Consider the following 19,695-nt stretch of genomic DNA (forward strand, 5'->3'; position numbering starts at 1 on the left):
ATGTCCTTTGATCTCAAAGTGAGCTTGCAGCAAAGGTCTGAACCGTCTGTACAGCAGAAAAAACTGAATCGCCTGATTGATAAAATAGAACAGCAAAAAGTTAGCCTGAGCACTTGGCAAAATGCGCAAGCCGAGATTCAACAGCACATACGGCAAAAACTGATGCCTGTGTATAGTGATTTACATGAAGTCTTATTTCAGCAGTTGTCTCAACTTTGGAATATGTTACATAGCCATGAGTTTTCCAAAGCGGATATACAACAACTAGATGAAAAAATTGCCCAACTTGCACAAACGTTGAAGCGCTCCAAAATGCTATCTGCTGAACAGTTAGAGCTGGTAAAGCAGATCGATACCTTTTATCAGCAACATGTGGGGGAGTTGGTAAAAAAGACTAAAAAAATTCAGCCAATAAAATCTGAATATGATGAAAGTACTGAGCAAAGTGCAGAGTTAGAAGAAGACTTTGAACAGTATGCTGCAGAGCAACAACAAGCACGAGAACAAGCCAAGCAGCAAAGACAGCAACAGAAACGTGAACAAGCTGAGCAAATGGCAGCGCAGTCACTCAAAACAGTTTATTTAAAAATTGCCGCGATGATTCACCCAGACCGTGAGCAAGATGAAACTAAAAAATTAGAAAAAACCGAGCTGTTTCAACAGGCCAGTCAGGCCTACGAAAAGCAGGATTTGTTTTATTTACTCAAACTCCAGTTACAGCTTGAACAGAATAAAGGGCTAGGTGCTAAAGACTTATCTGCTGAGCAGTTGCGGTTTTATAAACTGGCTTTAGATGCACAAAGTCAGCAGCTTGAAAGTCAAATAGCTGAGATTTTAGATTCTTTTCAGCTAGCCAAGAATGTAAAAGCAGAGCATGTACATATCAGTGATGTTTATAAAGCTGTAGATGCTGATTGTGCTGAGTTAAAGCAGCAGTTGAAGTGGGAAAAGGAACGTTTAAAGCACATGAAAAAGGTGAGTGGGGTAGAGATGTTGTTGGGGCATGGGGTGCTTTAGTCTAGCTCACTCAGGTAGAGTGGAAGAGATTCAATGTATAATTTTGAAGATTGATTTTCCTATATATAGTATTTATTATTTAACCTGATAACAATATATGGAGTTTATACTTTAACTTTAATTTTTTAAACTTGGAGAATATTAAATTTGGAAAGAGCTATAAGTTTCAGACAATCTTGGATTTCTTATAGAAGTACTAGATTGAAAGAGAAAGAAAGCCATCAGCCTAAACAGGCTAAGGATGGTGTACCAGTTCTATCTTTAAAACATTACTTAGACGCTTTATCACATATTTTAGATCAGAGTTTTAGGGCTTTTGAAGATCGAGAGTACCTAAGTAACCAAATTTATTCGAAATATTCTAGACGAACTGAACTTTTATCCTATTTTGATTTCGAGTCTGAAGTTAAACAAGAGATTGCAAAGTCAGCTTTGGTGGTATGCCTTAAAAATTTAGAAAAACGTGCATTAAATGCAGGCATACTTTTATTAATTCTTAAATTATTTCTATTAATATTTTTACCAATTATTTTTATAACTACTCGTAATTTTTCCATTCAAAAAAATCTCTCTATTTCTGCTTGAGACCTGAGTTATGACCAAACTGTATTTATTTACACGTTTGGGACATATCATTAAAAAACTCAAACGTGTAGTCCAAAATTCTATTTATAAGGTAAAGAATTCATGGCTAGACGTAAAAAGTCAAAAGCTAAAAAGCGAACTAATATTGCTAAACCTCAGCCAATCATCATTATTAAAGAGCAACCAAAAAGTTCGCGATATTGGCAGCAGGTGTTAATGGTATTGATAGTTCCCTTATTTAATTGGATGAAAGAAATTATCCAAACATATTGGAATTAAAAAAAATCCCCTCGCTAAGAGGGGATTTTTTGAATCAAATTACTGTATTAAAGCGCAGCAATCTGTTCCATATTCGCTTTAACTTTCTCTAACTGAGCAGCAAACTCAGCAAGCTTCGCTTTTTCACCTTCAACCACCGCTGCTGGTGCTTTAGATACAAAGCCTTCGTTTGCAAGTTTGCCCGCAATTTGGTCGTGTTGCTTTTGGATTTTATCCAAGTCTTTCTGCAAACGAGCAAGCTCAGCTTTAGGGTCAATTAAACCTTTCATTGGTACAAATACCGATGCATGGCTAACAACGCTAGAGCAAGACAAAGGTGGCTCTTGGTCTTTATTCAAGAACTCAATGCTTTCAACTTTAGCCAATGCTTTGAACAATGCTTCAATACGAATGATTTGTTCACGTTCAGCGTCAGATGTGTTTTGAAGTAATACTGGCAACAAGCGCGCATTACCTAAGCCTAACTCACCACGAATGTTACGTACTGCACCAATCAAACCTTGAAGCCATTGCATATCTGCTTCAGCTTGTTCATTGATTTTCGCTTGCTCAGGAATAGGGTATTGAGCAGTCATAATCGTTGGGCCACCTTGACCAAGCATTGGTGCAAGAGTCTGCCAGATTTCTTCTGTCAAATACGGCATTAACGGATGAGCCAAGCGTAAAGAAGCTTCCATCACTGCAAGTAATACACGGCGTACTTCAGCTTTACGCTCTTCTGAAACTTCTGCATCGTTCAGAACTGGTTTAGTTAACTCAACGTACCAGTCACAGTATTCATTCCAGATAAAGTCGTAAATCGCTTGAGCAGCAAGGTCTAAACGATACGTTGCAAACGCTTGATGTACAGCAGCTTCTGCTTTTTGCAAACGGCTGATAATCCATTGTTCTGGAAGTTCCCATAGATCAGGACGCGCTTCTTGACCAACAGTTTGGCCTTCAACATTCATGAGAACGAAACGAGTTGCGTTCCAGATTTTGTTACAGAAGTTACGGTAGCCTTCAACACGTTTTAAGTCGAACTTGATATCACGACCAGTGTTTGCAAGTGCACAGAACGTGAAACGAACTGCGTCAGTACCATAAGCATTAATGCCTTCTGGGAACTCTTTACGCGTTGATTTTTCAATCTTCGCTGCATCTTTCGGGTTCATGAGACCAGTTGTACGTTTCGCAACTAAGCTTTCTAAATCAATACCGTCAATCAAGTCTAATGGGTCGAGTACGTTACCTTTAGACTTCGACATTTTTTGACCTTCACCATCACGTACCAAGCCGTGAACGTAAACAGTCTTAAATGGAACTTGAGATGAACCATCTTCATTTTTCATGAAGTGTAGGGTCATCATGATCATGCGGGCAACCCAGAAGAAAATGATGTCAAAACCAGTCACCAACACATCTGTAGGGTGGAAAGTTTTTAAGAAATCATTTGCTGCATCTTTTTGTGCGTCGCCAGTCCAACCTAAAGTTGAGAATGTCCAAAGTGCAGATGAGAACCATGTATCAAGAACATCTTCGTCTTGTTTAAGTTCAACGTCAGCAGCGATGTTGTTTTTCGCGCGTACTTCTTCTTCGTTACGACCCACATAGATGTTGCCATTCGCATCGTACCAAGCTGGAATACGGTGACCCCACCAAAGCTGACGTGAAATACACCAGTCTTGAATGTCACGCATCCACGCCATGTACATGTTGCTGTACTGCTCTGGAACAAACTTAATACGGCCATCTTGAACTGCTTCAATTGCAGGCTCAGCAAGAGGCGCAATTTTTACATACCATTGGTCAGTCAGTAACGGTTCAATGATCACGCCTGAACGGTCGCCACGTGGCGCTTTTAAGTCATACGGTTGGATTTGATCTAACCAACCTTCAGCTTCAGCTTGAGCAACTAATTTTTTACGTGCTTCAAAACGCTCTAAACCAGCATAGTCCGCAGGTGCAATAATAGTTTTAGAAATTTGTTCGCCAGCTTTTGCAATATATTCAAACTCACCTAAAACTTCGGCGTTTTTGTTGAAGATATTAATGATTGGCAAGCTATTACGTTTACCTAGGTCATAGTCATTGAAGTCGTGAGCAGGCGTGATTTTTACACAGCCAGTACCGAAGTCTTTTTCAACGTAGTCGTCAGCAACGATCGGAATTAAACGACCCGTAATTGGCAATACAATATTTTTACCAACAAGGTGTGCATAACGCTCATCTTCTGGATGAACGGCAACGGCAGTATCGCCGAGTAAAGTTTCAGGACGAGTTGTTGCAACAACTAAATAGTCTTTGCCGTCTTGAGTTTTAACTGATTTGTCTTCAAAGAAATATTTAAAGTGCCAAAGTGAGCCTTTTTCTTCTTTGCTTTCTACTTCAAGGTCAGAAAGTGCTGTTTGAAGTTTAGGGTCCCAGTTTACAAGGCGCTTACCACGGTAAATTAAACCGTCTTCGTGCAAACGAACGAATACTTCTTTAACTGCGTTTGATAAACCTTCGTCCATCGTGAAGCGTTCACGTGACCAGTCTACCGAAGAACCTAAGCGACGAATTTGTTTCGTAATTGTGCCGCCAGATTGTTCTTTCCATTCCCAAACTTTTTCAATGAACTTTTCACGGCCTAAGTCGTGACGAGTTACACCTTGTAGGCCAAGTTGACGCTCAACAACCATTTGAGTTGCAATACCAGCATGGTCTGTACCCGGTTGCCACAAAGTGTTTTTACCCATCATGCGGTTATAACGGGTCAGGGCATCCATAATGGCATTGTTAAAACCATGGCCCATGTGCAAACTACCAGTGACGTTTGGTGGCGGAATCATGATACAGAATGATTCACCGTGACCAGAAGGTTTGAAGTAACCTTGTTCTTCCCACGTTTTGTACCACTTCTTTTCGATCTCGGTTGGATCGTATGTGGTTGCAATATTTTGAGCGGTTTGAGCGTCAGTCATAGTAGCTTAGATCGAATATGCATAAAAAATTGCATCTATTGTAGCAAAAAAATGCCTCGAAATTAATGTGCTGAAAACAGATAAACGGTTTTGTATTTTTTTCAAAAAACGGTAGATTTATGAAAGATGGATCACAATTTAATCGTGTGGCGACACGGCACAAAAATTACAAAAGAATTGAAAAAGGATGCTGCTGATGAGTTATGAAGTTTTTTTGAAAATTTCCGATTCGACTTATACCCAATTCGAGGCCATTCGGCAAAAACTACATGATGGAGTAAGCCAAAGTCAGGCAAAAGTTTTGGGGGATGTATTGTCTGACCTTTCTTGTGAAATTATTGAGCAGGTTTTTTCTGTGCTTTTACAGTCAGGAAATGCAAGCATGTCTCCAAAACAACAAGCTGAGTCTGAAAAAGTTATTCAGCAAGTTTTAGAGACTTTTCGAAAATACATGCCTTGGTCAGTTTCATTCTTTGGAAATGAACGTCTTTTACCTTTAGTTGACTACATGACATCTCTCATGAAAGAGCAAGGGCAGCAAGTTTATATTACCTATCCGGTCACACTTCAACTCGTACAACAAGCCGAAACCCTTACCCAGCAAATTCGTGACGGTAATATGCAAAGCATTACGGCTGCATTTGAAACGCTCATACAAATTGTGGATTTAGGCGTAACAAGCCTAGTACGTGAACCTAAAAAGCGTTTAAAATTTAATTTGGTTGTCGATAAAACTCTTAACGGAGTCATCAACATGACGACGCATTTGGGCTATAAACGTTTGGAAAAGTTAGGGACACAGGTCGATCAGACCACAGCAACTCATTATATCAACCACTTTTTGGCCTTCATGCATCAAGCAGCATAATTTAAAAAGATAATAGGAACATCACATGGCCAAACTTGATACTTTGCAAAATAAAGTGGTATGGATTACGGGCGCATCTTCTGGTTTGGGTAAGGCCTTAGCAGGAGAGCTCGCTTTACAAGGCGCAAAGCTGATTTTGACCTCGCGTCGTTTTGAAGAATTAGAAGAGGTTCGGGTTGGTTTATTAAATCCCGACCATCATTTGTCTGTGGTCGCAGATATTACTGATGAAAAGCAGGTTCAAGAGGCTTATAAGCAGATTTTAAAGGCGAAAGGTCGTATTGATTGGCTCATCAATAATGCAGGTTTGAGTCAACGTGCTTTAATTCAAGACACGACCATGGCAACCGAACGCGCCATCATGGAAGTCGATTATTTCTCACAAGTTGCACTCACCAAAACCGTCCTACCAACTATGCTAAAACAGAAGTCTGGCAGAGTTGTATTTGTGTCGAGTGTAGCGGGTTTATTAGGTACACAGTACCGTGCAAGCTACTCGGCTGCTAAAGCGGCAATTCACATGTGGGCAAATAGTTTACGTGCTGAGGTTTCAGATCAAGGTGTTGAAGTTTCAGTTATTTTCCCTGGTTTCGTAAAAACTAATGTTTCTTTTAATGCACTCAATGGCGCAGGGCAACCTCAAGGCCATCAAGATGAAGCAATTGAAAATGGTTTAGAGGCAGATGTTTTTGCAGAGCAAGCTGTAAAAGCTTTAGTACAGGGGCAAGAATATATTGTTGTGGGTGGGGCCAAAGAAAAACTAGGGGTGATGGTTTCTCGGATGTCACCAAAACTTCTTTATAAAATGATTCGGAAAACAAAAGTAAAATAAAAAAGTGATTTCGCCGTGCTAAATTGGTGAAAAACCCGCATAGAAGGTTCACCATGGATCAGGATTATCACCGTATTTTAGAAGTCGTCACGCGTTTTCAATTGGTCTTTGACCAGAAAAATTGGGATGCTTTTGATGAGTTGTTGGCAGATCAACTTGAGGTGGACTATTTCCAATTTAGAGGAGAGCCTTTATGTGTCGTGTCTTGTCATGAATATAAAGGTTCTCGGCAACAAGCTTTATCCCATTTACGACTACAGCACAATTTGAGCAATCCTTTAATTCGGATTGAACAAGATCAAGCATGGCTAGAATGTAATTATCAAATTTATCGTTTTTCAGAAAATGATTATTTTCATTCTTTTGGTCGTTATTATTTTACTTTGGCAAAACAACAAGACCAATGGAAAATTACCCGAATTTGCCAACACTTAACTAAAAATATTGGCAACCCGCGCATTCATTTTTCTGAGGTTGGGCAGTATTAATCTTTAACTGCTGTTCCATAAGCAAAAACTTCGACCATTCCGCCTTGCATACCAAGTTCGGTTGTACTCAACCGAACTCCCATAATATGAGTAGCACCGACACTTTGAGCTTGTTGTTTTAAACGTACAATTGCCTCTCGGCGAGCACGCTCAACAATACTTTCATAACTGGTCAGTCTTCCGCCCAAAACATTTTTTATAGATGCCAATACATATTTAAAGTAATCATGAGAAATCACAACATTACTGCTAATAAAGTGGCCTAGCTGATCGCTTGTTGTAAAGCGATTGGTATCAATTCTGATATGGGCAAATTGTTGCTCTTTTTCTAGAAGTTCATTCAAATGTTTTCGTTCAATATGGCGGCCAAAAGCCCAACCAATGCTGAAAAGAATGAGAAAAATAACAAGCTGAAAAATAAGATTGTCCATTTTCTACCTATGCATTAAATGGATCAGGTAGATGAGGTGCTTGAGGCTGCACAACCACTGCTGTGCCATACACAAATAACTCAGAAGCACCTTGTGCAATATTGGAAGTTGAAAAGCGAATACCCACAATTGCATTCGCACCAAGTTGTTGGGCTTTTACAATCATACGCTGCATGGCTTCTTGGCGAGATTCTTCTAATAATTCGGTATAACCCGTCAGTTCGCCACCCACGATATTTTTTAAACTTGCCATCAAGTCACGGCCAACATGCTTACTACGAACGGTACTTCCGTAAACAACATCCAGCTGCTTTACAATCTGGTGGCCTGGAACACTTTCTAAATTACTTAATAACATTGTTTTTTATCAATCTAAATTCTTAAGGTTTCAAGATAAAAAATATTCAGATGAGTTGCAATAAAAAAGCCCACCGAAGTGAGCTTTTGTGAATAAGTTATTTAAAACTTATTGCTTTTTAAGTTCAGCACTAGATGGTTGATTAACCACTGTATCTGAGGTATTTGCTTTTAAACCACCACCTAGAGTTTTGTATAACTCGATTTGGTTGTTTAAGTTTGCTTGTTGAAGCAATAACAAACCTTGTTCTGCTGAATAAGATGAACGCTGTGCATCAAGAACTGTTAAGTAACTATCAATACCAGCACGGAAGCGGGCATTTGAAAGTGTGTAGTTACGGTTAGTTGCTTCTACTAGACGTTGTTGAGCTGTTAAACGCTCACCAATGTTGGCACGAGTTGCAAGCGCGTCATTAACTTCGCGGAACGCAGACTGAACTGATTTTTCATAATCAGACAATGCAATTTTCTGATCAGTTTCAGAAATTTTTACATTAGCACGACGAGTGCCCCAGTCAAAGATTGGTAAGTCTAAGCTTGGTCCAATTGACCATACAAAACCACCTGACTTAAATAGATCACTTAAGTCAGTTGATGCATAACCTGCAGAACCCGTTAAGCTAATGGTTGGGAATAAACGTGCTTTTGCAGCACCGATATTCGCACCGGCAGCGCTTAAGTTATATTCAGCAGCTTTTACATCTGGACGGTTGTTAAGCAAGTCGCTTGGTAAACCCGCTGTAAATACATTTTGTTGAGTAATGCGTTTTACAGGTTGGGTTGGTAACAAGTTTTGTGGAACTGATTGGCCAACTAACAAGTTCAACAAGTTTTGCGCTTGAGCGATTTGTGTTTTGTAGTTTGCTACATCATTACGCGCAGTTTCTACAGAAATCTGTGCCTGACGTAGTGGAACTTCACTGTCGATGCCCACATCAAAACGTTTTTTGTTGAGATTGTAAGAATCTTGCTGTGCTTTAAGTGTTTGCTCTGCAAGTCTTAAGTTGGCAGTTGCGAAAGAATAGTTCAACCATGCTTGAGCCACTTGACTGATTAGACTGATTTGAGTCGAATCACGTGCGCTTTGCGTTGAAAGATAACTATCTAACGCAGCATCTTTTAAGCTACGTACGCGGCCCCAAAAATCAAGCTCATAGGCAGTTACACCCAGACCTACTTGATAAGTAGAGTAGGGGTTATTCGGATCACGGCTTTGAGAAACCTGACGAATTGCACTACCACTTGCTCCGATTGTTGGAAGCTGATTGTTCTGTGTAATTCGATATTGCTGTTGAGCACGTTCGATATTGAGCGTTGCTGTACGTAAGTCGCGGTTGTTGGCAAGTGCCAAATCAATCACTCCGAGCAAACGAGGATCGCTAAAGAACTGTTTGTAACCCTGTTCAGCAATAGACGTACCAGAAGCGCTATATGCATAGCTTTGTGGAATATCGGTTTTCACGACTGGTTCTGGGCCGCGCATGCTTTGACAAGCTGCCAAAGCAAGCGCAAGTGCAGATACCGCAATGCTACGACCTGAAATAGACCATACGTTTTGCATCACGATTTATGCTCCTGAGTGTTTATGGTTTTTGGTTTGTACTTAAAGATACTACGAATCCACACATAGAATACAGGGATAAAGAAGATACCTAAGAACGTTGCACTGAGTACGCCACCGAGTACACCGTAACCAACAGAGTGCTGACTTCCTGCACCTGCACCTGTTGAAAGGGCAAGCGGAAGTACACCGAAACCGAAGGCAAGGGTAGTCATGATGATTGGACGTAAACGCATTTTTGCAGCATGTAAAGTTGCTTCAATCAGGTCTTCACCTTTTTCCTGCAGCTCTTTTGCGAACTCAACAATTAAGATCGCATTTTTTGCAGAAAGACCGATTACCGCGATCATCGCCACCTGGAAGTAAATGTTATTTGAGAGATTTGGATCTCCTTTAATAATCATACCCAAGTAAGTTAATACGATTGCACCAATAATACCGAGTGGTACCACAAGTAAAACCGAGAACGGAATAGACCAGCTTTCATACAATGCAGCCAAGCAAAGGAAAACGATTAACAATGAAAGCGCATATAAGAATGGAGCTTGAGCACCAGACTCACGTTCTTCAAGTGATAAACCTGTCCATTCATAGTCGAAACCTTGTAAGCCCATAGATGGTAACTTATCAATAATTTCTTCCATCGCTTTCATCGAGTCACCAGAGCTCACGCCAGGTGCAGGTGTACCTTGAATGTTAACCGATGATACGCCGTTATAACGTTCAAGACGTGGAGAACCATATGTCCATTCGCCAGTAGCAAATGCAGAGAACGGTACCATTTCGCCTTTGTTATTACGTACATACCACTTGTTTAAGTCTTCAGGCATCATACGGCTACCCGCATCACCTTGAACATAAACTTTTTTCACACGGCCACGGTCAACGAAGTCGTTAATGTATGAGCCACCCCATGCAATACGCATCGTATTGTTAATTTCGGCAATACTCACACCCATGGCACCAGCTTGAGCTTGGTCTACATTAATTTGATACTGAGGTGTATCTTCTTGACCATTAGGGCGAACACCCACAAGACGTTTATCTTGTGCAGCCAAACCTAAGATCGTATTACGTGCGGCAATAAGTTTCTCATGGCCTTGACCACTTGAATCTTTAAGTTGCAAGTTGAATCCGGCTGTTACACCGAGTTCAGGCATTGCTGGAAGCTGTAAAGGCATGATGTAAGATGCGTCTTTAACGATCATGTTCAATGCCATACCACGCTGAATCAATGCGCCAATTTGAGTTTCTGGTGAAGTACGTTCACTCCAGTCTTTCAATTTAACGAAGCCGATACCAGCATTTTGACCAACACCTGTGAATGAGAAGCCCGAAACGGTGAAAATCGATTCCACTGTATCTTTTTCATTCATAAAGAAGTTTGTCATGGTGTCAATCACTTTACCTGTACGGTCAAGCGTTGCATTTGGCGGTAATTGAACAAGTGTCATTACCACACCCTGATCTTCTTCCGGTAAGAATGAAGATGGGAGTTTTTGGAACAAGAACACTAATAAAGCAATAACTACAGCGTAAAGCACGCCAGAGAAGATTTTGCCCTTAAGCATGCGGTTAACACCATTTTGGTAGCTATGCGACATGCGGTCAAAACCATTGTTAAAGCCTCTAAAGAAACGAGCAAAAATATTATTACTTGGTGCTTTGTTTGGATCATGCTGTTTTAAAATGGTTGCACAAAGTGCCGGTGTAAATGTTAACGCTACAATTAACGATAGAACCATTGCTGTTACAAGGGTAATCGAGAACTGACGGTAAATTACACCAGTTGTACCACCAAAGAATGCCATTGGTACGAATACCGCTGTTAATACGCTTGTGATACCAATTAACGCACCAGAAATCTGTTGCATTGATCGTGACGTCGCCGTGACTGGATCGGTATGCTCTTCACTCATAACACGTTCGACGTTTTCGACGACAACGATGGCGTCATCGACCAGAAGACCAATTGCCAATACCATGGCGAACATGGTTAAGGTGTTAATTGAGAAGCCAAAGATATTAATAACAGCGAATGTACCTAACACAACAACAGGTACAGCAAGTGTTGGAATAATCGTTGCGCGCCAGTTCTGTAAGAACAAGAACATCACAATGAATACTAAAACTACCGCTTCAATTAATGTGTGTACAACACTTTCAATTGAAAGACGAATAAATGGAGTCGTGTCATAAGCTAGTTTATCTGCAAGACCTGTTGGATAGTTCTTACGTAATTCAGATAAACGATGTTCAACAGCTTCTGCGGTATCAAGTGCGTTGGCACCAGTTGCAATTTTAATTGCAAGACCACCAGCAGGTTTACCGTTAAACTTCGAGTCAAACTGATAGTTATCAGAACCTAACTCTACACGCGCAACATCTTTTAAACGAACCTCAGCACCAGATGCTGTGTTCTTTAAGAAGATATTTTTAAACTGTTCAGGTGTTTGCAGCAAACTTTGTGCATTCACTGTTGCATTAAGCACTTGACCTTGTACAGCTGGTGCACCACCTAATTGACCTACTGCTACTTGTGAGTTTTGCGCTTGTAAAGCTGTCGCAATATCACTAGGAGTTAGTTGATAACTGGTTAACTTAGCTGGATCAAGCCAAATACGCATTGCGTATGAACCACCAAAGACCTGTACCTCACCCACACCAGCAACACGGCTAAGTGGTTCTTTAATTGATGAGTTTACGTAGTCTTTAATGTCCGAGTCAGAAAGGCTGTTATCTGGTGAGTAGAATGCAATAACTTGCAAGAAGCTTGCACCAGATTTAGTTACTGTTACACCTTGACGCTGTACATCTTCAGGTAAAAGCGCAGTTGCAGATTGCAATTTGTTTTGAACCTGAACCTGTGCAATATCTGGATCAATACCTTGTTCAAAGTTTAATTGAATAGAGGCCTGACCGTTACCAGCACTGTTAGATGAAATGTAGCGTAAACCATCTAGACCATTCATTTGTTGTTCAATGATCTGGGTTACAGTGTTTTCAACAGTCTCAGCAGATGCACCAGGATAAGTTGCAGCAATTGTAACTGTCGGTGGTGCAATCGTCGGATACTGTGCAATAGGCATTTTTGTTAGCGTGAGAATACCTGCCAACATAATGACTAATGCAATCACCCACGCAAAAATGGGGCGATGAATAAAAAATTGTGCCATTCAATCTACCCCTTATGCATTAGATGCTTTCTGTTCTGCTTGAGGTTTACCTGATTGAGCCGGTTTTGTCGCATTTGGAGCTGCACCTTGTGGATTCGCTGGTTGAGCTTGGTAAGGTTTTGCTGAAACTTCTTGCCCTTCTTTAACTTTGGCAACACCGTCAACAATCACTTTATCACCAGCTTTAAGACCGTTAGTCACAATCCAGTTTTGTCCTTGAACACCAGAGGTTTCAACAGGACGACTCTCAACAGCACCTTTGGCATTAACAAGCATTGCTACAGCTTGACCTGTAGGTAAACGTGTAATTGCAGCTTGAGGAATCAGGTAAGCATTAGGAACTACACCTTGAACAATCTGTGCAGTGGTATACATGCCTGGAAGTAACAGATGATTCGGGTTTGAGAATACGGCACGTAAAGTAATCGTTCCTGTATCCTGATTTACAGAGGCATCAGAGAAAGCAAGTTGTCCTTCGATTGGGTAAGTTGAACCATCTTCGAGCTTCAATTTCACTTTCGTGTTGTTACTATTGTTCAAACTGCCTTTGCTAAGTTGTTGACGTAAACGTAATAACTCGGCACTAGACTGGTTAATGTCAACATAGATCGGATCTAACTGTTGAATCGTCACTAAAGGGTCAGTTTGGTTAGCAGTGACTAAAGCACCTGCTGTTACAGAAGAACGTCCAGACTGACCAGAAATTGGTGAGCGAATTGTAGAGTAGCCAAGATCAACATTTGCATTCGTTACTTGAGCTTTTGCAGCAGAAACTTGTGCTTCGGCAACATTAACCTGACCAAGTAAGTCGTCATATTCTTGTTTAGATACAGCGTTACTTGAAACAAGTTGCTTATAACGGTTTAACTTAGTACGTAGTGAAGCTAGATTTGCCTGTTGTTGTAAAAGGGTAGCCTTTGCATTTTCAAGCGTTGCACGGTTAGTTCGAGAATCCAGTTCATATAGAGCCTGTCCTTCACGAACGTAACTTCCTTCAGCAAACAAGCGTTTTAAAATCACACCACTTGTTTGAGGGCGAACTTCAGAAATTTGATATGCTGAAGTACGGCCGGAGAGTTCAACGCTTTGTTCAACACTTTGTGGTTGAGCAACAATAACACCTACTTCTGCAGGCGGCATTTTCTGAGCAGCAGCAGCTTGCTGTTTCTCATCGGAGCCTTTGCTACAACCAACAAGTGCGATACTTGTTGCTAATGCGCAAGCAGTAAGGGCAGGAGCCCAAAGCTTAGCCGACATCATTGTTCCACCTCGTTTAGATAAAATCTAAAAATATATTTGTTTTCTACTTAACCTACTTTGTGTTTGTAATAACCAGAGCCAAAGCAGTGCAATCCAAATAAAACCTATGCCCCAACCGGCGAGTACATCTGTTGGAAAATGAACTCCAGCATATATTCTTGAAAGCCCCATGCAGATAAACCAAAGACAGGAAATCAAAATGATATAAGGAGAGTTAGTGTTGGGCTTATGGCATAACATTATCATTGCCATACAAGCCAGTGTTGATGCATAAACACTATGTGCACTTGGGAACGATGCACCATAACTTTCGACAATATGATATACCTGTGGAGGTCTTGGACGGTCAACACACCACTTGAGCAGCCAACCCGTGATGATACTGCCAAGAACACCCACGCTAATGAAAATAACAGTAATATATTTTTTATACCATGCTTGATATATACACACCAATAAGGATAAAAAACATACAAAAGGCATACCACCTACACGTGCTAGAAAGGTCGTAATAGAGTTAAGATAATCTGATCGATTTTCACTCAATATTTGAACGGTGAGAAGATCCAAAGATTGAAGTCTTGGTACAAAAAGACCAAGAACACCTAATCCTAAAAAAATACAACCAATAAAAAGCAATAAATAGGGCATGTATATACCTTTGCTTGTTCAAGCAGTGTCTACTACTGAAAGCCGTTAAAAGTGTACTTGCCAGTACACTTTTTTTCAAGCCTGATAGATCATCGTAAATTCATTTTGAAAATTTTTTAACATTTGGAAAAACAATCACAACAAAATTGACGAAAATCACATTTTGTGTACAAAGCAAAATTCTTAGTGGTCTGCTTTTTTCCCGTTATTTGTTGAGGTGTTTTCTTCAAGTTCTAATGGTTGTTTCGGTGGCCAGAAAAAATCGCTTGGACGAGTTAAAAAATGGGTCATGACCAATTTGGCTAAAGGTTTCCATTGTTCAAAGCGGACTCGACGCGCTCGTAATGCCACAATAATCGTTAAGGTGAAACTCACAAATAAGTTAGTGAGACCAATGCATAGCACACCAAGAAAGGACACGATAATCAGTCCGATATCTGGGCTGCCGTTAATAGTCATTAAACCTTGAATAAAGTTAGCGGATGCAAAGGCAATATGGCGAATATCTAAAGGTAGACCTAGGATAAAGCCTATGGTCCCCATACTTCCTAGCATAATACCGAATAAGAAGTTACCGGCTAATGCACCTAAATTACGTTGAATATATTCAGCAAAACGGTTAAGGCGATCTTGCCCAAACCAGTTAGCTAAACGACGATGTGCTCTTAAGCGTGGACCAACTTTTCGATAAACAGCCATGTTGTCAAAATATCCAGCAATCAGGCCGGACAAAAATAGACATACTCCCGCAATTGCGGCATGTGGCACGGCTAATGACGTAAAGGGGTTTAGGCTGTGTAGTAGATAAGTTGCTTTAGTATGGGTTAATAACGGTTCATCAAGGTAAAACTGCCAAGCAAAAGTAATAAGTGCGGCAGTAGGGATCGCAATTGAAATATTGCCCAAAATAGCAATAAATTGCGTTCGGATAATATTAATAATAAGCGCCGCTAACTCTGCAATCTGAGCTGTTTTAGAGCCTTTACGTTGCTGCACTGTTGCAGCGAGGGCCGCAGCAGTCATAGCGGGTTGTTTAGTTGCAACAGTAAAGTGCAGAACATGAATCAGAATGAAACCCAGAGAATAATTCATACTGAACGTAAAGGCTTGCATGAGCGGGGCCATTGTCATTCTTGCAGCAAGAATTTTTAAAGATGCCATAAAGGCAATAATGACACCTGCACCAGCGGCAGCTTTATACATTCCCCAAAAGCCTTTGGTATCTGTACTTACGTAATGTTCACCTGTTCGGCTAGCATTTTCTGTTACCTGAAAGGCAATGAGTTCACTAGTCGTACTGAGTAATGAGCGAACACTTTTTTCGCTGTAATGTGCCTTGGTTAAATCGGAAATAAGATGTCCTAAAGAAACATATTTCCCTTTAGTGTTATCTACGACCAGATAAAGTAATAACTCAATTCGATCAAGACATTGCTCAAGTAGTGACAGTAAGTAAGTCAAACTTAAGCTGACACCAATTCTTTTGGTCGCACGGCGAATCTTTAAAACCACATCTCGGCATTGTTCCAACATAACAAATGCTTGTGATGCATCGGGCGGGGAAATAACTGCAATTTCATGTTCAGAAATTTCTTGTTTTTTATACTTTTCAATAAACTCAATAATTTCACGGTTCTGAACTAAAAACGGCGACTCATATTCTGTTAATTCTGGCTGAGCGTTAATAAATTCGGGATAAAGACCAATTCCACTAATTCGATAAGATAGGACTGTAATGGCTTTAATCATTTCACTTTGAATGACTAACTTCTCATCGACATTACTTTGGCTTTGCCCAATAAGGCTAAATAAATTTGCCCAATCTTCATCATCAATATTATTGAGCCAGATTTTGTCACTTTCTAAATAGAAAATTTTTCCAATTAATATTTTGAGTTGGCTTGCATCTTCTATTAAAGGTAAAAAATGTGCTCCGAGTCTTTGCCCAAGCTGGTTCCAGAAACCATCTAAAGACAAAATTCCACTATCAGCATATAAACTAACTTGCTTATAGCGATTAATTAAACGTAATAAAAAAGTTTGTAGTAAGAAGGGCGCTGTAGGTGTGCGCAAAAGACTTTCAATAAAAGCCTGTATTTTTTTCTTAATTTCATCCGTATCTTGTGGGTTGGATGGTCGGATGACATTGACGAGTTCAATCAGTAGATTTTCATCAATGACAGCTTGAGGATCCTCAAGCTGCTTCTCTATTTTTAAAAAAAGATCTGAAAAATTTATATGCATAGGCAAAATAATATCTATTGTATTCGATGTAACGCAAGCTGAGTTAAGTTAATCAAAGCCTGACGATACGGTGTATCGGGTAGGTTTGATAAAGCTTGCAGTGCTGCTTCTGTTTCTTCTTGGGCACGTTGGTTGCAATAATCTAAAGCACCAGACTTCTGTACAATTTCGATGACCTGAGATAGTTGGTCTACTCCACCGGTTGCGATACTGCGACGAATAATCGCATGCTCTTCACCTGTTGAGCGTGCTAATGCAGAAATTAACGGTAAAGTTGGCTTACCTTCCATTAAATCATCACCAATATTTTTACCTAATGTTTCAGCATCAGAGGTGTAGTCTAAAATATCATCAATAATTTGGAATGCATTACCAAAATGACCGGCAAACAATCTTAATGGCTCACGATACGCTTCTTGCCCCGCCAAAATAGCAGCACCTTCTGTAGCCAGCTCAAACAGGCGAGACGTTTTACCATGAATAATTTTTAAATAAGTTTCTTCAGTTGTATCTGGTTGATGCTGTGATTGAAGTTGTAATACTTCACCTTCAGCAATTTCACATGTACCTGTTGAAAAGTCTTTCAATAAAGTCATGTTGTTTAAATCGACCAGTAAATCGAAAGCACGGGCGATCAGGAAGTCACCGACTAAAACAGCTGTCTGATTGTTCCATGTAGCATTTGCTGTAGGGCGACCACGACGAAGGCCAGATTCATCTACCACATCATCATGGACCAGTGTCGCGGTATGTAACATTTCAATGATTGCAGCTAAACGCTGTGCATTTGCCATGTTATCTAAACCACAAGCACGTGCTGCAAGCAAACACATGATTGGACGCATACGCTTTCCGCCAGCTTCAACGACGTGTTTGCTGACAGACATGACTAAACCGACTTTTGAGCTAATTCCTTCATTAATCAAGTGATCCATCGCAGCGAAGTCTGAAGCAACAGGCGCAAGAATGTCTTGCTTGAAATCGATGACCATATGAAGAAAAACCCCGTATTGGTAGATAAGTGGCGTTAGTGTATCAATTAAAGATGTGTTGCACAGGTTAACAAGTGGCTGATATTAATCATTTCTATTGTTTTTAAGCGTTTTTTGTTCTTTATTTAAGCAAAATACGATGTTTTCGGCAAAACAATAAATTTAATGACATCAGCATTAATACAACTTGTTCTTGACGCAATTTGTGTTTGGAACTGTATTTTAATTTTCATTCAGAATCAATGAAAACTGCTAAATTCCAGTCCAAGCTGTTTGATTTTGTAAGAATAGGGGATCATGCTTTACTGATAGATAGAAAATACTTGTCGTTTGATCAAATTTCACTTAAAATCTGTCGCCTTGTATAACCCCAGTGGCGATCGTTTTAAGATCGATATATCCCTTTATCGACACGACGACACGGGCTGATTGGAGTACATTATGTACGCAGTAATCCAAAGCGGTGGTAAACAGCACCGTGTAGTTGAGGGCGAAACCCTTAAAGTTGAATTATTGAAAGCTGAATCTGGTGCGACTATTACATTTGATGATGTATTAATGGTTGTAAACGGTGACAACATTCAAATCGGTGCTCCAGTTGTAGCTGGCGCTAAAGTAACTGCAGAAGTGATTGGTCATGGTCGTCACGACAAAATCCGCATCATCAAAATGCGTCGTCGTAAACACTACCGTAAACAACAAGGTCACCGTCAATGGTTCACTGAGTTGAAAATTACTGGTATTTCAGGCTAATCACGAGGAGTAAGAGACATGGCAACTAAAAAAGCCGGTGGATCGACGAAGAACGGTCGTGATTCAAACCCAAAAATGTTAGGTGTTAAAGTTTACGGCGGTCAAGCTGTAACTGCTGGTAACATCATCGTTCGTCAACGTGGTACAGAGTTCCATGCTGGTGCAAATGTTGGTATGGGCCGTGACCATACTTTATTTGCTACTGCTGACGGCGTAGTAAAATTCGAAGTGAAAGGTCAATTTGGCCGTCGCTACGTAAAAGTTGAAACTGTATAAGTTTTAGCTCGAAAAAAGCCCACATTTTGTGGGCTTTTTTTATGGCATTTATTTTTATTCATCTTCATCATGATGAATGAAATTCTACAAACAACATGAATAACATAACAAAATATCTTATTTTCTCAATGATTAGCACAGAGTTTGTCGGTTAATATGAGTCTTGAATTAAGAGCTTACTCAGTTTCATAACTATGAAAGAGAGTAAGTTGTCTTACAGCAACTAAAAAGGTGATGACATGAATATGCTTCGTAAAACTATGTGTGCTATTACACTTAGCGCGTCAGTGCTTGCTCCTGTAATGAGTACTACAGTGTTTGCTGCGCCTGTAGCAGCACCGGAGCAACAGGCAATTGGGAACCTGGTTAATCAGTTATCAGGTTTACAGCGTTTAACTGCCGACTTTGAACAAACAACTAAAGCCAATACAAAAACTGTGGCACAGAAAAAGAGTTTAAGTGCACAGCATATGAACCAGACATTTAAAGGCTCAATGAAAGTTGAGCGTCCGGGGAAATTTTATTGGGAAACAGTAAGTCCTGCTAAACAAACTATTGTAACGAGCGGAAAAACAGTTTGGATCTATGATCCAGATTTACAACAAGCGGTCCGCCAAAGCTTAGATGATCAGGTTGCAGATACACCAGCATTATTACTCTCTGGTAATACCAACCAAATCATGAAGTCTTATCGTGTAACACAACCTGATAAATCTAAACTTTATTTCACATTATTCCCTAAGAAAGAAGATGGGGCATTCCAAAGCTTAACGATTAGCTTTGGAGCAAATAAAGCGCCTACACTTATGGTATTACAAGACTCATTAGGTCAAACCACCTATGTACGCTTTAAGAACGTTAAAGTAAATGCTTCAATTCCGGCATCAGTCTTTAACTTTACACCGCCAAAGGGTACGGATGTTATTGACCAATAATTAAAGCCTCTTCAAAAAAGCTACCGTAAAAGGTAGCTTTTTTTA

Annotated in this window: 18 protein-coding genes; 9 read left to right on the forward strand and 9 right to left on the reverse strand. The window is 40.2% G+C overall.

What is annotated here, in order from left to right; all coding sequences use genetic code 11:
* The 3 genes from ACTJJG_RS07930 to ACTJJG_RS07940 all read left to right on the forward strand — a co-directional run bounded on the left by ACTJJG_RS07930 (position 1) and on the right by ACTJJG_RS07940 (position 1,881).
* Positions 1-1,017 carry a molecular chaperone DnaJ gene (locus ACTJJG_RS07930; RefSeq protein ID WP_032056640.1) on the forward strand — a complete coding sequence of 339 codons (1,017 nt, stop codon included), beginning with the start codon at positions 1-3 and terminating at the stop codon, positions 1,015-1,017.
* Positions 1,018-1,218: 201 nt separating this feature from the next.
* Complete coding sequence (locus ACTJJG_RS07935; protein WP_032056639.1) at positions 1,219-1,602, forward strand: hypothetical protein; 384 nt, start codon at positions 1,219-1,221, stop codon at positions 1,600-1,602.
* 102 nt (positions 1,603-1,704) lie between these two features.
* The gene (locus tag ACTJJG_RS07940) at positions 1,705-1,881 is read left to right on the forward strand and encodes a hypothetical protein (RefSeq protein WP_153884502.1); all 177 of its coding nucleotides are present in this window, start codon (positions 1,705-1,707) and stop codon (positions 1,879-1,881) included.
* Positions 1,882-1,928: 47 nt separating this feature from the next.
* Here ACTJJG_RS07940 and ACTJJG_RS07945 read toward each other — a convergent pair whose 3' ends face one another.
* Positions 1,929-4,826 (reverse strand): valine--tRNA ligase, encoded by a 2,898-nt coding sequence (locus tag ACTJJG_RS07945; RefSeq protein WP_032056638.1) that lies wholly within the window; start codon positions 4,824-4,826, stop codon positions 1,929-1,931.
* 196 nt (positions 4,827-5,022) lie between these two features.
* Between ACTJJG_RS07945 and ACTJJG_RS07950 the strand changes: the two genes are divergently transcribed.
* The 3 genes from ACTJJG_RS07950 to ACTJJG_RS07960 are packed head-to-tail and all read left to right on the forward strand — an operon-like array spanning position 5,023 to position 7,014.
* Complete coding sequence (locus tag ACTJJG_RS07950) at positions 5,023-5,694, forward strand: hypothetical protein (RefSeq protein WP_002116504.1); 672 nt, start codon at positions 5,023-5,025, stop codon at positions 5,692-5,694.
* A gap of 25 nt (positions 5,695-5,719) precedes the next feature.
* Positions 5,720-6,526, forward strand: coding sequence for an SDR family NAD(P)-dependent oxidoreductase (locus ACTJJG_RS07955; RefSeq protein WP_032056637.1), 807 nt, complete (start codon positions 5,720-5,722; stop codon positions 6,524-6,526).
* Positions 6,527-6,579: 53 nt separating this feature from the next.
* Entirely contained in the window at positions 6,580-7,014 is a 435-nt protein-coding gene (locus ACTJJG_RS07960; protein ID WP_002116099.1) for a nuclear transport factor 2 family protein, read from the forward strand.
* Here ACTJJG_RS07960 and ACTJJG_RS07965 read toward each other — a convergent pair.
* The 8 genes from ACTJJG_RS07965 to sdsA form a co-directional block, all read right to left on the reverse strand.
* Complete coding sequence (locus tag ACTJJG_RS07965; protein WP_032056636.1) at positions 7,011-7,445, reverse strand: YbjQ family protein; 435 nt, start codon at positions 7,443-7,445, stop codon at positions 7,011-7,013. The two genes, ACTJJG_RS07960 and ACTJJG_RS07965, sit on opposite strands and share 4 nt — an antisense overlap.
* Positions 7,446-7,452: 7 nt before the next feature.
* Positions 7,453-7,803 (reverse strand): YbjQ family protein, encoded by a 351-nt coding sequence (locus ACTJJG_RS07970; protein ID WP_002116377.1) that lies wholly within the window; start codon positions 7,801-7,803, stop codon positions 7,453-7,455.
* A gap of 108 nt (positions 7,804-7,911) precedes the next feature.
* Entirely contained in the window at positions 7,912-9,363 is a 1,452-nt protein-coding gene (gene adeK, locus ACTJJG_RS07975; protein WP_032056635.1) for a multidrug efflux RND transporter outer membrane channel subunit AdeK, read from the reverse strand.
* A complete protein-coding gene (gene adeJ, locus ACTJJG_RS07980) occupies positions 9,363-12,539 on the reverse strand; it encodes a multidrug efflux RND transporter permease subunit AdeJ (protein WP_032037323.1) in 3,177 nt (1,058 codons plus the stop codon). The genes adeK and adeJ overlap by 1 nt, the downstream gene beginning before the upstream one ends.
* 12 nt (positions 12,540-12,551) lie before the next feature.
* Positions 12,552-13,799 (reverse strand): multidrug efflux RND transporter periplasmic adaptor subunit AdeI, encoded by a 1,248-nt coding sequence (gene adeI, locus ACTJJG_RS07985; RefSeq protein WP_002116482.1) that lies wholly within the window; start codon positions 13,797-13,799, stop codon positions 12,552-12,554.
* A 24-nt stretch (positions 13,800-13,823) separates the two neighbouring features.
* The gene (locus ACTJJG_RS07990) at positions 13,824-14,450 is read right to left on the reverse strand and encodes a phosphatase PAP2 family protein (protein WP_005064516.1); all 627 of its coding nucleotides are present in this window, start codon (positions 14,448-14,450) and stop codon (positions 13,824-13,826) included.
* 183 nt (positions 14,451-14,633) lie between these two features.
* Positions 14,634-16,694, reverse strand: coding sequence for a site-specific recombinase (locus ACTJJG_RS07995; RefSeq protein WP_069119184.1), 2,061 nt, complete (start codon positions 16,692-16,694; stop codon positions 14,634-14,636).
* A gap of 14 nt (positions 16,695-16,708) precedes the next feature.
* Positions 16,709-17,686: an All-trans-nonaprenyl-diphosphate synthase gene (sdsA, locus tag ACTJJG_RS08000; protein WP_002116233.1), complete on the reverse strand. Its 978-nt coding sequence runs from the start codon at positions 17,684-17,686 to the stop codon at positions 16,709-16,711.
* A gap of 441 nt (positions 17,687-18,127) precedes the next feature.
* On the opposite strand from sdsA, the gene rplU reads away from it, so the two are divergent.
* The 3 genes from rplU to lolA all read left to right on the forward strand — a co-directional run bounded on the left by rplU (position 18,128) and on the right by lolA (position 19,650).
* Positions 18,128-18,439 carry a 50S ribosomal protein L21 gene (gene rplU, locus ACTJJG_RS08005; protein ID WP_000271409.1) on the forward strand — a complete coding sequence of 104 codons (312 nt, stop codon included), beginning with the start codon at positions 18,128-18,130 and terminating at the stop codon, positions 18,437-18,439.
* A gap of 18 nt (positions 18,440-18,457) precedes the next feature.
* Entirely contained in the window at positions 18,458-18,715 is a 258-nt protein-coding gene (gene rpmA, locus ACTJJG_RS08010; protein WP_002116037.1) for a 50S ribosomal protein L27, read from the forward strand.
* A gap of 239 nt (positions 18,716-18,954) precedes the next feature.
* Positions 18,955-19,650, forward strand: a complete 696-nt coding sequence (gene lolA, locus ACTJJG_RS08015) for an outer membrane lipoprotein chaperone LolA (RefSeq protein ID WP_004789378.1) — start codon at positions 18,955-18,957, stop codon at positions 19,648-19,650.
* Positions 19,651-19,695: the final 45 nt, after the last annotated feature.

The sequence above is a fragment of the Acinetobacter sp. 22512 genome, assembly GCF_052044755.1.
GTDB classification, from domain to species: domain Bacteria; phylum Pseudomonadota; class Gammaproteobacteria; order Pseudomonadales; family Moraxellaceae; genus Acinetobacter; species Acinetobacter pittii.

What these genes read in the sequence shown, in the direction of transcription:
- sdsA (WP_002116233.1), bottom strand. Translation starts at nt 17,686, where the DNA reads ATGGTCATCGATTTCAAGCAAGACATTCTTGCGCCTGTTGCTTCAGAC.
- ACTJJG_RS07955 (WP_032056637.1), top strand. Translation starts at nt 5,720, where the DNA reads ATGGCCAAACTTGATACTTTGCAAAATAAAGTGGTATGGATTACGGGC.
- ACTJJG_RS07945 (WP_032056638.1), bottom strand. Translation starts at nt 4,826, where the DNA reads ATGACTGACGCTCAAACCGCTCAAAATATTGCAACCACATACGATCCA.
- ACTJJG_RS07965 (WP_032056636.1), bottom strand. Translation starts at nt 7,445, where the DNA reads ATGGACAATCTTATTTTTCAGCTTGTTATTTTTCTCATTCTTTTCAGC.
- ACTJJG_RS07960 (WP_002116099.1), top strand. Translation starts at nt 6,580, where the DNA reads ATGGATCAGGATTATCACCGTATTTTAGAAGTCGTCACGCGTTTTCAA.
- ACTJJG_RS07990 (WP_005064516.1), bottom strand. Translation starts at nt 14,450, where the DNA reads ATGCCCTATTTATTGCTTTTTATTGGTTGTATTTTTTTAGGATTAGGT.
- rpmA (WP_002116037.1), top strand. Translation starts at nt 18,458, where the DNA reads ATGGCAACTAAAAAAGCCGGTGGATCGACGAAGAACGGTCGTGATTCA.
- adeK (WP_032056635.1), bottom strand. Translation starts at nt 9,363, where the DNA reads ATGCAAAACGTATGGTCTATTTCAGGTCGTAGCATTGCGGTATCTGCA.
- adeI (WP_002116482.1), bottom strand. Translation starts at nt 13,799, where the DNA reads ATGATGTCGGCTAAGCTTTGGGCTCCTGCCCTTACTGCTTGCGCATTA.
- lolA (WP_004789378.1), top strand. Translation starts at nt 18,955, where the DNA reads ATGAATATGCTTCGTAAAACTATGTGTGCTATTACACTTAGCGCGTCA.
- rplU (WP_000271409.1), top strand. Translation starts at nt 18,128, where the DNA reads ATGTACGCAGTAATCCAAAGCGGTGGTAAACAGCACCGTGTAGTTGAG.
- adeJ (WP_032037323.1), bottom strand. Translation starts at nt 12,539, where the DNA reads ATGGCACAATTTTTTATTCATCGCCCCATTTTTGCGTGGGTGATTGCA.
- ACTJJG_RS07940 (WP_153884502.1), top strand. Translation starts at nt 1,705, where the DNA reads ATGGCTAGACGTAAAAAGTCAAAAGCTAAAAAGCGAACTAATATTGCT.
- ACTJJG_RS07950 (WP_002116504.1), top strand. Translation starts at nt 5,023, where the DNA reads ATGAGTTATGAAGTTTTTTTGAAAATTTCCGATTCGACTTATACCCAA.
- ACTJJG_RS07995 (WP_069119184.1), bottom strand. Translation starts at nt 16,694, where the DNA reads ATGCATATAAATTTTTCAGATCTTTTTTTAAAAATAGAGAAGCAGCTT.
- ACTJJG_RS07930 (WP_032056640.1), top strand. Translation starts at nt 1, where the DNA reads ATGTCCTTTGATCTCAAAGTGAGCTTGCAGCAAAGGTCTGAACCGTCT.
- ACTJJG_RS07970 (WP_002116377.1), bottom strand. Translation starts at nt 7,803, where the DNA reads ATGTTATTAAGTAATTTAGAAAGTGTTCCAGGCCACCAGATTGTAAAG.